The organism is Deinococcus depolymerans, from assembly GCF_039522025.1.
GTDB classification, from domain to species: Bacteria; Deinococcota; Deinococci; order Deinococcales; family Deinococcaceae; genus Deinococcus; species Deinococcus depolymerans.
In genome coordinates, this window is record NZ_BAAADB010000007.1 from 57,473 (window position 1) to 71,563 (window position 14,091).

Annotated in this window: 13 protein-coding genes and 1 tRNA gene; 4 read left to right on the plus strand and 10 right to left on the minus strand. The window is 69.7% G+C overall.

Annotation, left to right across the window (positions count from 1 at the left end):
- From ABDZ66_RS04705 to rpsL, 5 genes are all read right to left on the minus strand, one after another.
- A partial coding sequence (locus ABDZ66_RS04705) for a GTP-binding protein (protein WP_343756656.1) occupies positions 1–534 on the minus strand: 534 nt, incomplete at its 3' end.
- Positions 535–1,288: 754 nt separating this feature from the next.
- Positions 1,289–1,711: a hypothetical protein gene (locus ABDZ66_RS04710; protein WP_343756658.1), complete on the minus strand. Its 423-nt coding sequence runs from the start codon at positions 1,709–1,711 to the stop codon at positions 1,289–1,291.
- Between the two features lie 140 nt (positions 1,712–1,851).
- The gene (gene fusA / locus ABDZ66_RS04715) at positions 1,852–3,945 is read right to left on the minus strand and encodes an elongation factor G (RefSeq protein ID WP_343756660.1); all 2,094 of its coding nucleotides are present in this window, start codon (positions 3,943–3,945) and stop codon (positions 1,852–1,854) included.
- A 158-nt stretch (positions 3,946–4,103) separates the two neighbouring features.
- Complete coding sequence (gene rpsG / locus ABDZ66_RS04720) at positions 4,104–4,574, minus strand: 30S ribosomal protein S7 (protein ID WP_343756662.1); 471 nt, start codon at positions 4,572–4,574, stop codon at positions 4,104–4,106.
- Positions 4,575–4,743: 169 nt separating this feature from the next.
- Positions 4,744–5,148: a 30S ribosomal protein S12 gene (gene rpsL / locus ABDZ66_RS04725; protein WP_055363465.1), complete on the minus strand. Its 405-nt coding sequence runs from the start codon at positions 5,146–5,148 to the stop codon at positions 4,744–4,746.
- A gap of 372 nt (positions 5,149–5,520) precedes the next feature.
- On the opposite strand from rpsL, the gene ABDZ66_RS04730 reads away from it, so the two are divergent.
- Positions 5,521–5,610: transfer RNA gene (locus ABDZ66_RS04730), tRNA-Ser, on the plus strand.
- A 24-nt stretch (positions 5,611–5,634) separates the two neighbouring features.
- On the opposite strand, the gene ABDZ66_RS04735 is transcribed toward ABDZ66_RS04730, so the two are convergent.
- Positions 5,635–6,126, minus strand: a complete 492-nt coding sequence (locus ABDZ66_RS04735) for a hypothetical protein (RefSeq protein ID WP_343756664.1) — start codon at positions 6,124–6,126, stop codon at positions 5,635–5,637.
- A gap of 261 nt (positions 6,127–6,387) precedes the next feature.
- Between ABDZ66_RS04735 and hflX the strand changes: the two genes are divergently transcribed.
- From hflX to ABDZ66_RS04750, 3 genes are all read left to right on the plus strand, one after another.
- Positions 6,388–8,109, plus strand: a complete 1,722-nt coding sequence (gene hflX / locus ABDZ66_RS04740) for a GTPase HflX (protein ID WP_343756861.1) — start codon at positions 6,388–6,390, stop codon at positions 8,107–8,109.
- 122 nt (positions 8,110–8,231) lie between these two features.
- Entirely contained in the window at positions 8,232–9,158 is a 927-nt protein-coding gene (locus ABDZ66_RS04745) for an endonuclease/exonuclease/phosphatase family protein (protein ID WP_343756666.1), read from the plus strand.
- Positions 9,159–9,237: 79 nt separating this feature from the next.
- Complete coding sequence (locus ABDZ66_RS04750) at positions 9,238–9,444, plus strand: hypothetical protein (protein ID WP_343756668.1); 207 nt, start codon at positions 9,238–9,240, stop codon at positions 9,442–9,444.
- 80 nt (positions 9,445–9,524) lie between these two features.
- Here ABDZ66_RS04750 and ABDZ66_RS04755 read toward each other — a convergent pair whose 3' ends face one another.
- The 4 genes from ABDZ66_RS04755 to ABDZ66_RS04770 all read right to left on the minus strand — a co-directional run bounded on the left by ABDZ66_RS04755 (position 9,525) and on the right by ABDZ66_RS04770 (position 14,076).
- Positions 9,525–10,196, minus strand: coding sequence for a M48 family metallopeptidase (locus tag ABDZ66_RS04755; protein ID WP_343756670.1), 672 nt, complete (start codon positions 10,194–10,196; stop codon positions 9,525–9,527).
- A gap of 120 nt (positions 10,197–10,316) precedes the next feature.
- Positions 10,317–11,180, minus strand: coding sequence for a KPN_02809 family neutral zinc metallopeptidase (gene ypfJ, locus ABDZ66_RS04760; RefSeq protein ID WP_343756672.1), 864 nt, complete (start codon positions 11,178–11,180; stop codon positions 10,317–10,319).
- A 158-nt stretch (positions 11,181–11,338) separates the two neighbouring features.
- A complete protein-coding gene (locus ABDZ66_RS04765) occupies positions 11,339–12,388 on the minus strand; it encodes an ABC transporter ATP-binding protein (RefSeq protein ID WP_343756674.1) in 1,050 nt (349 codons plus the stop codon).
- Positions 12,385–14,076 (minus strand): ABC transporter permease, encoded by a 1,692-nt coding sequence (locus tag ABDZ66_RS04770; RefSeq protein WP_343756676.1) that lies wholly within the window; start codon positions 14,074–14,076, stop codon positions 12,385–12,387. Before ABDZ66_RS04770 ends, ABDZ66_RS04765 begins: the two co-directional genes overlap by 4 nt.
- Positions 14,077–14,091 lie beyond the last annotated feature (15 nt).

Sequence of the window (14,091 nt, forward strand, 5' to 3'; positions counted from 1 at the left end):
CTGCAGGGCGCTGCCCTTGACGACGGGGAGGTCGTCGCCGGGGAACTCGTACTTGCTCAGGAGTTCACGGACTTCCATTTCGACGAGTTCGAGGAGTTCTTCGTCGTCGACCATGTCGACCTTGTTCATGAACACGACGATGTAGGGCACGCCGACCTGACGGGCGAGCAGGATGTGCTCGCGGGTCTGGGGCATGGGGCCGTCGGCGCTGCTGACCACCAGGATGGCGCCGTCCATCTGGGCGGCTCCGGTGATCATGTTCTTGACGTAGTCGGCGTGGCCGGGGCAGTCAACGTGGCTGTAGTGGCGGGTGGGGGTGTTGTACTCGACGTGGGCGGTGTTGATGGTGATACCGCGGGCTTTTTCCTCGGGGGCCTTGTCGATCTGGTCGTAGGCCAGTTTTTCGATGGTGGGGTCCGAGGCGGCGGCCGTGAAGGTGATGGCCGCGGTGAGGGTGGTCTTGCCGTGGTCGACGTGACCGATGGTGCCCACGTTCACGTGGGGTTTGGTGCGTTCAAACGTTCCCTTAGCCATGTTCTTACTCCCTCCAAGAGGTGGACACACGCAAAACCGGCCCTTTGATCGGGTTCCCCCCGCGCATCCCGCAGGGTTCTGGTGGCGTGACCCACATTGGGTTGAATCTCGCCAGGGCGGTGTCCCGCCAAGCTGGCACGCTGCACCGGAATCTTTCCGTTCCTTCGCGGCCCGGTAACCCGGACCACTGGACCCGTGAAAAACACGGCGCACCGAAGAGTCAGGGTACAGGATTCCTGCTCCGGGTACAAGTCCCTTGCCCCGCCCGCACGGCCTCATACGGACTGCCGTTTGTTTCGCCGACAATCCGGAAGTTCACCGGATTGCCAGCTCCACGTCCGGAGGGGCGTTTTTCTCCTGCTCTGCGGCGCAGCTCTCCGAGTCGCATCCGCTCGGATTGAACGGGCTTTGCAGCCCATTCAATCGGAGTCCGTATCAGTCGTCGGCGCAGCGGCACCCGGGCGGGGCGCCGGTGACCACTGGGCGCCCGCAGCGCACCTGACAGTGCCCGGGGCGCACTCCTCCGGCGGCGTTCCGCACCGCGGGACGCTCCCTGCCCCGTGACCCGCCACCCGGAAGCACACCGGCCAACGCCACACCACGCCGCGCTGCTCCCACGCTGCGGCGCCGCGCTCCGGATCCCGATCAGGAGGGACCGCTGCCGGGGAAAGGAACACCCTACCCCTTCCCCCGCGGAGGCATCTGGCTCCACAGGACAGGGCAGGGTGTGTGCGCCCGGGAGCGGCGTGGTCGTTCAGCGGGTGGTGTAGGCGACCACCTGCCGGTCGAACGCCCCGATCAGCATGAAGATCCCCAGCACCGGACCGAAGGGCAGGGCCAGCAGGCTCAGCACCCCGAGCACGATGGCCGACACGCGGCCCCAGGCGCGGCCCTCGATGACCGCGCGGCGGGTGAAGTACAGCCACAGGATCAACGCTGCGGTCAGAGCAAATGAGATCCACAGCACCAGGGACACCTGCGCGTCGTCCAGGCGGATCGGGGCACTCCCCTGCCCCATCATGTCCAGCATCTCGTTCAGGGTGGACCCCGCGAAGGGAATGGAGAGCAGCGAGAATCCGTTGTAGAACAGCGCGATCAGCAGCGGGACCGTGATGAAGGACAGCCGGGGTGGGGTCGGCAGCGGCTTCTGCGCGGCGGGATCAGTGGGCGTGGTCATCGCTCCCCAGAGTAACGCGCAGGACCAGGCGGCGGTTCGGGAGCCGGGGGGCCCCCGACAGCAGCAGGCGGACCCCCGCGAGGAGGTCCGCCTGCTGCCGGCGTGCCCACGCAGGGCCGCGCCGTCTTCCCGGGGGAAGGTTACTTCTTCATCAGGGCCTGGGCGATGTTGTTCGGCAGCTGGGTGTAGTGGTCGAAGAACATGGAGTAGCTGGCGCGGCCCTGGGTCTTGGAGCGCATGTCGGTCGCGTAACCGAACATCTCGCTCAGGGGCACGAAGGCCTTGACGATCTGCGCGTTCCCGCGGGCTTCCATGCCCTGGATCTGGCCGCGGCGGCTGTTCAGGTCGCCGATGATGTCACCCATGTACTCCTCGGGGGTGGTCACCTCGACGCGCATGACCGGCTCCAGGATGGCGGGGCCACCCTTCTGCACGGCTTCTTTCAGGCCCATGGAACCGGCGATCTTGAAGGCCATTTCCGAGGAGTCCACTTCGTGGTAGCTGCCGTCGTAGATGGTGACTTTCAGGTCGACCACGGGGAAGCCCAGCATGGGGCCGCTCTGCATGGCTTCCTCGACGCCCTTCTGGGCCGGCCCGATGTACTCCTTGGGCACGGTGCCGCCGACGACGGCGTTCTCGAAGATGAAGCCGGCGCCGGGCTCCAGGGGCTCCACGCGCAGCTTGACGTGACCGTACTGACCGCGACCACCGGACTGGCGGGCGAACTTGCTGTCCACCTCGACCTGCTTGGTGATGGTCTCACGGTAGGCCACCTGGGGCGCGCCGACGTTCGCGTCGACCTTGTACTCGCGCTTCAGGCGGTCCACCAGGATTTCCAGGTGCAGTTCGCCCATGCCGGCGATGGTGGTCTGACCGCTTTCCTGGTCGGATTCCACGCGGAAGGTGGGATCCTCTTCGGCCAGTTTCTGCAGGCCGATGCCCATCTTCTCCTGGTCGGCCTTCGTCTTGGGCTCGATGGCGAGCTTGATGACGGGCTCGGGCACGTCGATGCTCTCCAGCAGGACCTTGTCGTCGCCGTCGCCGATCAGGGTGTTGCCGGTCCCGGCGTCCTTCAGGCCGATGACGGCGCCGAGTTCGCCGGCCTTGAGTTCCGTGACTTCCTCGCGGCTGTTGGCGTGCATCTTCAGCAGGCGGCCCACGCGTTCACGCTTCTCTTTGGTGGCGTTGTACACGTAGCTGCCGGACTGCAGGGTGCCCGAGTAGATGCGCACGAAGGTCAGGCGGCCCACGTAGGGGTCGGCCATGATCTTGAAGGCCAGCGCGGCCAGTTTGCCTTCGGGGTCGGCGGGGAACTCCTGGGTGTCCTCGCTGTCCTCGATCTTGCCCTTGATCGCCGGGACTTCCAGCGGGCTGGGCAGGTAGTCGATGACGGCGTCGAGCAGCAGCTGCACGCCCTTGTTCTTCAGCGCGCTGCCGCACAGCACCGGGAAGATCTTCTTCTCGATGGTGCCCTTGCGGATGGCGGCCACGAGTTCCTCGACGGTGGGTTCCTCGCCTTCGAGGTACTTCATCATCAGGTCTTCGTCGACTTCGGCGGCGGCCTCGATCAGCTGGGCGCGGATCTCGGCGACCTTGTCGAGGTACTCGGCGGGAACGTCGGTCTCCTCGATGTCGGTGCCCAGGTCGTTGGTGTAGAAGTGGGCGCGCTGACGGACGACGTCAATGATGCCCTTGAACTCGTTCTCGGCGCCCATGGGGTACTGGATGGGGGCCGCGACGGCGCCGAGGCGCTCCTTGATGTCGTTCAGCACGAGCTCGAAGCTGGCGCCGGTCTTGTCCATCTTGTTGCTGAAGGCGATGCGGGGCACGCCGTAACGGTCGGCCTGACGCCACACGGTTTCACTCTGGGGTTCGACGCCCTGGCTGGAGTCGAACACGGCCACGGCGCCGTCGAGCACGCGCATGGAGCGTTCCACTTCGATGGTGAAGTCCACGTGACCGGGGGTGTCGATGATGTTGACGACGTACTCCTGGTCGGTGCCGCTGCGTTTCCACTTGGCGGTGGTGGCGGCGGCGGTGATGGTGATGCCGCGCTCGCGCTCCTGCTCCATCCAGTCCATGGTGGCGGCGCCGTCGTGCACTTCGCCGATGTTGTGGGTGCGTCCGGTGTAGTACAGGATGCGTTCGGTGGTGGTGGTCTTGCCGGCGTCGATGTGCGCGGCGATCCCGATGTTGCGGAAGTGATGCAGGTAGCTCTGGGCTTTGGTGGTCATAAGACTCCCTGATTCTGTCGGGTGACGTGTCTCGTCACCGTCAGCTCGGCACGAATGCCGTGTTGGGCGCGGGCCTCATGCGAAATGGACGGCGGGCGGGCCGCCGTCCGTCTCGCTTCCCTTCAGTGGCCCCCGGGGGTGGGGGCCGTGAAGCGGGATTACCAGCGGTAGTGCGCGTAGGCGCGGTTGGCTTCCGCCATGCGCTCCACGTCGTCTTTCTTCTTGATGGCGCCGCCACGGCCCTGCGCGGCGTCCATGATTTCACCGGCGAGACGCTCGATGGCGGTGCGCTCGGGGCGGCTCTCGACGGCGGCCATCATCCAGCGCAGCGTGAGGCTCTGCTGACGGCGGGCGCTGACCTCGACGGGCACCTGGTAGGTGCTGCCGCCGACGCGGCGGCTGCGGACTTCGACGCGGGGTTTGACGTTGTCGAAGGCCTGCTTGAAGATCTTCAGGGACTCCTGGCCGGTGCGTTCCTGCACGAGCTTCATGGCTCCGTAGAAGATGCGGCTGGCGAGGTTCTTCTTGCCATCCTGCATGATGCGGTTGATGGTCGCGCTCACCAGCACGTCCTGGTAGACCAGGTCGGGCTGAATGACGCGCACTTCTGCTTGGCGGCGACGTGCCATGTTGACTCCCTTTGGCCCCTTCCGGTCCACTGTTGACCGGGCGGGGATTGCGCGCTCAGGCGCGAATAACTTGCTTCACTGGCTGTCACCCCTGTGGGGGACGGAGCCGGTTCACGGCGAAGGTCACGCGGACGCGGGCAGCCTCTGGGGGCGGCCCGGTCGGGCGTGGTTACTTCTTCTTCGCGCCCGCGGCGGCGGCGCCGGCCTTGGGCTTCTTGGTGCCGTACTTGGAGCGGCTCTTGTTGCGGTCCTTGACGCCCTGGGTGTCGAGGCTGCCGCGCACGATGTGGTAACGCACACCGGGAAGGTCCTTCACACGGCCGCCGCGGATCAGCACGACGCTGTGCTCCTGCAGGTTGTGGCCTTCACCGGGGATGTACGCGGTGACTTCGAAGGCGCTGGACAGGCGCACGCGGGCGATCTTACGCAGCGCGGAGTTCGGCTTCTTGGGGGTGGTGGTCTTGACGACCGTGCACACGCCGCGGCGGAAGGGGCTGCCTTTGAGGGCAGGGACCTTGCTCTTCTTCTGGATCGTCTTGCGACCCTTACGGAGCAGTTGCTGGGTGGTAGGCAGGGTGAATCACTCCTAGGTTCTTAAGCAGTTGCTTGCGGGAGGGCGGGTCCGCCCACGCGTACGGGGCGGCACTGGGTTGCGGGTCCTGTCTGGAGGTGATCACTCACCGCCGGTTCTCGGGCCACCGGTCGCACCGGCCTTCCGCGTGCGGAGGGGGTCGGCGTGGGGGGCCTGTGGGAGACATCGAGCCGGGGTGGCATGCCGAAAAACCCCCCTGGTGCAACCCGGAAGCCGGGGCAGTTTTCAACCTTGGCAGGATACTCCCGGCACCCCCCTGCGCGCAAGGGCCGGCGGGGAACGGACGGGACTGTTGCGCTGGCCGGCAGCTGTGCTACACTCCCGGACGCCCGTTCAGGCAATCATCACAGGTGCGGAGAGGTGCCAGAGTGGTTGAATGGGTCGGTCTCGAAAACCGAAGTACGGGCAACTGTACCGTGGGTTCGAATCCCACCCTCTTCGCCAGCCAGGAACGCCGGACGTCCCCAATCAGGACGTCCGGCGTTCGCCCTGTTCCTGGCCGCCGGCCTCCCCGCCCGGCAGGGTGTCCCGGATGAAACGCAGCACGGCCGCCTCGCGCGCGGCCTGCACGACCGCGCCGTGGGCTTCGCGCAGCCCCCCGGCCTCCAGCGGCCGGTACAGGGCGTCGTACAACGCCTGCCCGGCCGCGGCCAGCGCCACGAGTTCTGCCCGCCACGCGGCGTCGTCGGCCGGAGCCCAGGTGTGGGGGTCGGTGGGATCGCTCAGCAGGGCGTGCGGGTCGCCGAGCGTCGCGGCCGTCAGTTGCAGCGTCTGGCGCAGGGCCATCACGCGCGCCGCCACGCTGGGCTGACCGGGCTGCGGCGCGCGGGCCTGCGCGGCCGTGAAGGCGTGCGCGGCGTGCAGCAGGCCCGCGCCGGGCCCGCTGAACAGGCCACGCAGACCGGCGGGGCCGTACAGCACTTCACGCAGGGTGTCGCGCAGGAGTTCACGGTGAGGCATGTTCCCGATGGTACGTCAGCTGGCGGATGCGTCCCGGCCGCCCCCTCCCCTACCGTGGGGGGACAATGCTCAAGACCTTCCGGTGAATGCACACGTTCCGCCCTGACCCCCTGCCGTAAACTGGGCTCAATGACGGAACCCAGGACCTCCTCGCTGCGCGGACGATGTCCGGGTGGCCTGGAATGCGTCCGCCCCGACCCCGCCCTGCACGCCCCCAGCCGACCCCCGTCGCGGGGCACCCCCACAAGGAAGTGACCGAAGATAGATAAAGTCCATGGCAACACCTCGGGCCTGCGGCCCGCACAACTGAAATCCCTGGGCAACCTGTACCGCCGCCGCATTGAGCCGGGGCGCGTGGGATCGCCGGAACTCGCGCGGAACCTCGCGGAACTCTCCAGCGACATCCGCCGCGAGGTGAGCGTGCTGATCGACCGGCGTGGCCGCGTGATCAGCGTCAGCGTCGCCGACGCCAAGGGCACGGAATTCCCGGACCTGCGCATGGGCGAGAACCGCCTGAGCGGCTTTCACCTGCTGCACACCCACCCGCGCGGCGGGGCGCTGAGCAAGGGCGACCTGTCCACGCTGTTCCTGCGTCGCCTGGACGCCGTGTCGGCCATCGAGGTCCGGAACGAGGGCCAGCCGGGGCTGGTGCACACCGCGCACCTGACGCCCCCTGGCACGGTCGGCGAGGAGGAGGACTGGCGCATCCTGCCGCCCGTCCCGCCCTTCCAGATCGACGAGTTCGACCTGGGCGCGCAGGTGCAGGCGCTGGAGGAGGAAATTGCCCGCGCCGCCCGCACCCGCGTCTCGAAGAAGGACCACGAGCGCGCCATCCTGGTGCAGATCGACCAGGGCGAATTCGACGCCGAGGAACGCCTGGACGAGCTGGCCGAACTGGCCCGCACGGCCGGCGCGGAGGTCGTTCACCGCGAACTGGTGTACCGCAAGAACCTGAAGGCCGGCACGCTGGTCGGGGCGGGCAAGCTGGAGGAACTCACCAGCCGCGCCTACCACCTGGACGCGGACCTGCTGATCTTCGGGCAGGAACTCGGCCCGGCCCAGGCCCGCGAGATCGAGGCCGCGACGGGTCTGAAGATCATCGACCGCACGCAGCTGATCCTGGACATCTTCGCGCTGCACGCGCAGGGCGTGGAATCGCGCCTGCAGGTGGAGCTCGCGCAGCTGCGCTACATGAAACCCCGCCTGCTGGGCGCGGGCGCGGCCCTGTCCCGCATCGGCGGGGGCGGCGGCAGCGCCGCCGGCGGCGCGATCGGTACGCGCGGCCCCGGCGAGACGAAACTGGAGCTGGACCGCCGCCGCATCAACGACCGGCTGTCCTTCCTTGAAAAGCAACTGGAGGGAGTCGCGCAGCGCCGCGAGGAACGCCGCAAGACCCGCGAACGCAACGCCGTGCCCGTGATCTCGATCGTTGGGTACACGAACGCCGGCAAGAGCACGCTGCTGAACGCCTTCACGCACGCCGCCGAGGAACCCCGGCGCGTGCTGGCCGAGAACAAACTGTTCGCCACGCTGCGCCCCACCAGCCGCCAGGGCTACCTGGAAGGCATCGGGCCGGTCGTACTGACCGACACCGTGGGCTTCATCCGCGACCTGCCCAGGGACCTGACCCGCGCCTTCCGCTCCACCCTGGAGGAAATCGGGGACGCGGACGTGCTGCTGCACGTCGTGGACGCCGCCAGCCCCGGCGCGGACACCCGCCTGGACGCCGTGAACCGCATCCTGGAGGACCTGGGCTTCCGGGACCTGCCGACCGTGGTGGCCCTGAACAAGGCCGACGCGGCCGACCCCGAGGCGCTGGAACGCCAGATCGAGCGTACGGACGGCGGCATTCCCGTCAGCGCCCTGCGGAACGTGGGCCTCGGCGACCTCAAGGACGCCCTGACCGACGCGGTCGCCCTGGTGCAACGCCAGGAACTCGCCGCGCGGGAAGAGGCGCGGGAACTGGCCGCCCAGTACCGCTGAACGGGGTACCGCCAGATAGTCAGGAACGACGGGGGGAGGGGCGAGGCAGCCTCTCCCCCTTTCCTTGGGTGGCTTTCTTTGGGTGGACGGCGCGCCCTGCCCGGTGCGGCAGACTGCGCCCCATGAAGTTCGCCTGGATGACCCTGCTGCTGGTGTGCCTGACCTGGGCGCTGGGGGAGTGGCCGGCCGAGCGGACGTTGCCCACGCTGCTGCTGGCGTACGCGCCGCCGCTGCTGTGGGTGCTGGCGACCCTGCCGGCCCTGGCCTGGGCACTGTGGCGACGGCAGGGGCGGCCGGTGGCGCTGGCGGCCCTGCTGCTGGCCGCCTGGGGCGCGGGATTGCTGCACTGGCGGGCCCACGCAACGGGAACCCAGCCAACGCTGCGGGTCGTGACTTTCAACGTGCTGGGCAGCGCGCGCACCACGCCGGACGAACTGGCGGGCCACCTGCGGTCCCTGAACGCGGACGTGCTGCTGCTTCAGGAATCGCGCTTCGTGCAGCCGGAGTTCCGGGCGGCGTTCCTGCGCGCCCTGCCGGGGTACGCGGTCGCGGAGGCAGGTGAGGTCATGACCCTGACGCGCCTGCCGCTGCTGGGCAGCCGTTCAGAATCCCTGCCGGGCAACCGCCGCGAACTGCTGGTCACGCGCCTGGAGTGGCGGGGCGAGCCGCTGACGGTCGTGAACGCGCACCTGGGAACCGTACAGGTCAGTTCGGTCCTGACGGGTGATCTGGCGCGGGTGCGGCGCACGCGGGACGCTCGCGCCGGGCAGGTGGAGCTGCTGCGGTCGGTCGCGGCCACGGTGCCGGGGCGGATGCTGCTGGGCGGCGACCTGAACACCCCACCGCGAGGGCAGGTGTACCGCGACCTGCGGACCGCATTCGGGCCGGACGCGCATGACCTCGCCGGGCGCGGGCCGGGCTGGACCTTTCCCGCGCTGCACCTGCGGATCGATCACCTGATGGGCCGGGGGCTGACCGCCGCGCGGGCGCAGGTGCTTCCGTGGGCCCTCAGCGACCACCGGCCGCTGCTGGCCGAGTACCGACCCTGAAGTTCACTTCATGCCGTTCAGGGTCCCCGCGCATCTGCACGCGCGAGACTGACCTTCATTCCCTTCAGGAGGTGCCCCGATGACTGGACCGTACGACCGTCCGCCCGCCCCCGCATCCGAACCGACCGACACGCCCCCCGCCCTGCCCGAGCAGATGCCCGGACGCGGCGACATCGGCGAGATCAGCGACCCGCCCGTGAACCCGGACACGCCCGGGATGCCCGAACCCCACCCCACGCCCAACCCGGACACGCCCGGAATGCCGGAACCGATGCCCGCGATGTAGAGCGCGGCTGGGTATTGAGGGTCGAAGCGTTCAAGGAACGGATCTTCCTGTACGTTTCGGCCCTCGCCCTGTTGCTCCCTTCAGAGCGTGTGCCCGTGCGTCCGCAGCCATGTGCGCGGCGTCTGCCAGTCGGGCATGTGGTGGGCGACGTGCGCCCAGTAGCGCGGCGAGTGGTTCATTTCCAGCAGGTGCGCGGCCTCGTGCAGCGCGACGTAGTGCAGGACCTCGGTGGGCGCACGGCTCAGGCGCCAGTGGAGGCGGATACTCCCGTCGGCCGAGCAGCTGCCCCAGCGGGTGCGGGTGTCGCTGACGTGCACGGCGCGCAGACGGTCGGACACGCCCAGCCTCGCGGCATGGTCCTGCATCAGCGTGCGGTAGGGGGCGGCGCAGGCGCGGCGCGTCCAGGCGGTCAGGTGCGCCTCGGCGCTCTGTGCCGGCAGGTGCAGGGTGTTCCCGACACGTTCCGGGCGGGTGCGGACCGCGTCCAGGTGCAGGGTCAGCTCCTGCCCCAGGAACGGGACACGCTGACCGTCCTGGGGGGCGGAACGTGCCGGGGAGCGCGCGGCGTACCCGGCCAGATGCCCGGCCACCCAGTCGCGGCGGGCGTCGAGGATTTCCAGGAGTTTCGTGTCTGGTACGCGGGCCGGGGCGTACAACGTGACCGCGCCCGGCGTGACCTGCACGGCCACCGTTCGCCGCCGCGCGCTGCGCCTGATCACGACGGGCACGCCCGCGACTTCCCATGCCGTCATGGGGACAGGAAAGCGCATGGCGCGTCCGGGCGTGGTGAGAGCCGTCACGTCAGGCGGGAAGGAGGGACGGGGCGCATCGGGTTTCTCCGATGACGCCCCGCCCCCTCCTCCCCGTCCCGTTCAGAGCCGGTTGTAATTGACGGCGAAGGTGTCGCACATGTTCGGGTCGCCGCTCTTGAAGCCGGTCATGAACCACCTGACGCGCTGCGCGGCGCTGCCGTGCGTGAAGGAATCCGGGGCGACGTAGCCCTGACCCTGCCGCTGAAGGTTGTCGTCCCCGATGGCCTCGGCGGTCGCGACGGCCTCCTGCACGTCCGCCTGCGTGATCTTGGCCTCCTGCTGGGTCTTGTTGCCCCACACGCCCGCGAAGCAGTCGGCCTGGAGTTCCAGGCGCACGCTGTAGCTGTTCGCCTCGGCCTCGGTGCGGGCACTGCGCTGCTTGCGTTCGACCTGATCGGCGATGCCGAGTTCGTTCTGCACGTGGTGGCCGACCTCGTGGGCGATCACGTAGGCGTAGGCGAAGTCACCGCCGCCGCCCAGCTGGCGGTCCATCTGCGTGAAGAAGCTGGTGTCGATGTAGATCTTCTGATCGGCGGGACAGTAGAACGGGCCGACCGCGCTGTTGGCCTGTCCGCAGCTGGTGCTCGTCCCACGCACGTACCGGACGAGGCGCGGGTCGTTGTAGGTGCGTCCGGCCTGCTGGAAGATGCCGTCCCAGACGAGATTGGTGTTGCGGTAGATCTGGTTGACGAACTGGTAGGCCTCGTCGTTGGCGGCGGGTTGCGTCTGAGCGCCCTGGCTCTGGGACTGACTGTCCTGCCCGCCTCCGAGGATGTCCCCGGGGTTGATGCCGAAGAACATGGCGATCAACGCGATGATCAGGCCGCCGACGCCGCCCACAGCGATGCCGCCGCCGGGCAGTCCGCCTCCACCCGCGCGATTTTCTGCGTTCCCACCACTGCCGGGAAGATTTTTCCAGTCCATACAGGCTCATGTCTCCTTTTCACGGCTGCCCTCACCTGCCGGTCCAGGCGGCGTGCGGGGTTGTGTGCAGCTCAGGACACAGTGTATGGGTGGCGACCCCGGGCTTGGCTGACCGTGCCTTTATGGATTCTGTGGTCAGGCCCTTTGCGGCGTGCGGGTCAGCCGGCCGGCGGGACGGCGCGGGCCGGTTGCGTGACGCTCACGCGGGCCTCGCTGCCCTCCGGGCGGACGGCGTCGCTGGGCGTGTGGACCAGCAGTTCCTGTCCGGCGGCGAGGCGCACGGTGTACGTGACGTCATGCCCCTTGAACTCGCGGGCGACGATGGTGACGGGCGTGCCCTGCGGGTCGTCCGTGAAGGTCAGGTGTTCCGGACGGACACTGACCAGCACCGGGCCGCTGGCGGCCTCCGTGAGCGGCAGGATGCCCAGGGCGGTGCGGGCCATGAAGCGGTCGGCGGTGCCGCCGAGCAGGTTGCTGCGGCCCAGGAAGTTCGCCACGAACGCCGTGCCGGGCCGGGCGTACACCTCGTGCGGGGGGCCGCTCTGCTCGACCCGGCCGCCCCGCATGACGACCAGCCGGTCACTGAAGGCCAGCGCTTCCTCCTGGTCGTGCGTGACCAGGATGGCGGTCGTGCCGGCGCGGCGCAGGATGGCGCGCACCTCCTGGCGGGTGGAGTGCCGCAGCTGCGCGTCGAGGTTACTGAACGGTTCGTCCAGCAGCAGCAGGCTGGGGCGGGGGGCCAGGGCGCGGGCCAGCGCGACGCGCTGCTGCTGCCCGCCGCTCAGCTGGTCCGGGCGGCGCGTCTCGAAGACGGTCAGGCCCACCAGGGACAGGGTCTCGCGGGCGCGGGGCAGCCGCTCGTGGCGCGGCAGGTGCCGCAGGCCGAACAGCACGTTGTCCAGGACGTTCAGGTGCGGGAACAGCGCGTAGTCCTGGAAGACCAGCCCCACGCCGCGCCGTTCCGGGGGCGTGAAGGGCGCGGTGACGCTGCGCCCCTCGATGCGGATGTCGCCGCTGTCCGGGCGTTCCAGGCCGGCGATCAACCGCAGGGTGGTGGTCTTGCCGCACCCGCTGGGGCCCAGCAGGGTCAGCAGTTCGCCGCGGTTCACGCTGAGGTTCAGGTCGTCCACGACCGGCGGCAGACCCGGCGCGTAGCGTTTGCCGAGGCCGAGCAGTTCCAGGGTGTGGGGGTCGGGGGTGCGGGTCATGCAGGGTCGTCCTTGGTCTCGGGCAGGGGGGTGGCAGGCAGGAGGGTGGGCGTGGGGGCCGGCCGGGCAGGGGGTGGGCGCGGCGCGCGGCGGTCCTCGCGGCGCAGGATCAGCAGGGTCAGCAGCGCGCCGCTGACGGCCAGCGCCAGCGCGTAGGGCGCGGCCGAGGCGTACTGCGCCTCCTCGGTGTACGCCCAGACGTTGCGGGAGAGCGTCTCGAAGCCGATGGGTGAGAGCAGCAGCGTGAGCGGCAGTTCCTTCAGGACGCTCAGGAACACGAAGGCCGCGCTGACCAGCAGACCCGGCCGGACCAGCGGCAGCGTCACGCGGCGCAGCGTCTGCGGGGCGCTCAGGCCCAGCAGCCGCCCGGCTTCCTCCAGGCGGGGCGTGGCCGTCTGGAGACTGGTGCGGACCGGGCCGACCGCCTCGGCCAGGAAGTGCAGGGTGTACGCGGCGATCAGCAGCGGGAAGGTCTGGTACAGCGGGGGCACCACCCGGAGCGTGAAGAACACCAGCGCCAGCGCGAACGCCAGCGGGGGCGTGGCGTACCCCAGGTACGCGGCCCGTTCGGTCAGCCGGGCCAGCGGGCCGCTGTGGCGGCTGCCGATGTACGCCAGCGGGAACGCCAGGGCGGTGGTGGTGACGGCGGCGATGGCGGCGGCCCCCAGGGCGCTCTGCAGGGCTTCCCACAGGCCGCTCCAGGCGAACGGGTTGGTTTCCAGCCGCAGCCAGTACCCGATGGTGCCCAGCGGCACGATCAGCGCCGCGCCGGCCAGCACCGCCAGGAACGCCCATGCGAGCGGCGCGGCGCGGCCCAGCGGTGTCCGGCTGGGGGGGCGCGTGCCGCCGGGTGAGACGCGCGACAGGCGCACGCCGCGCATCAGCCGGGCTTCCAGCAGCAGCGCGGCCCCGGTGACCAGCAGCAGGGCCAGCGCCAGCCACGCCGAGTACACCCGGTCGTACGCGGCGGTGTACTGCTGGTAGATGGCGGCGCTGAAGGTGGGAAAACGCATCAGGCTGACCACGCTGAAGTCACCCAGGACGTGCAGGGCGATCAGCAGCGCGCCGGACAGCCACGCGGGGCGCAGGTACGGCAGCGTGACCTCGCGGAAGGTCTGCGCCGGCGTGCGGCCCAGCAGGCGGGCGGCGTCTTCCAGGGCGGGGTCCTGGGTGCGCAGCGCGGCGTGCAGGTTCAGGAACAGGTACGGGAACGTGAACAGCGTCAGGACGCCCAGCGCGCCCCAGTACCCGCCGGGGCCGGGCCAGCGGATGCCGGTCAGGGCGTCGATGGTGCCGCCCGCGCCGCTCGCGGCGATCAGGGCGTACGCGCCCACGTACCCGGGTATGGCCAGGGGCAGCACGCCCAGCAGCATCAGCAGGCGGCGGGGGCGCAGGGTGGTGCGCGCCGCGAGGTACGCCAGGGGCAGGGCGATCAGGGTGGTGCCGCCCAGCACGCCCAGCGTGAGCAGCAGCGTGTTGGCCAGCAGTTCCAGGTTGCGGGTGCGGAAGACGATCTCGCGCAGTTCGCTGCCCTCGGCGCCCAGGGCGCGCAGGACCAGGTAGGCCAGTGGCAGCAGGACGCCCAGCACGGCCAGCAGGGCCGGGAGCAGCAGCAGGGGGTGGGGGCGGCGTGCGTGCATGGGTGGGGGGGGCCGGCGCGGCGAGGAGCGGCGCAGCCGGGTCACCATAGCAGACCGGATTGG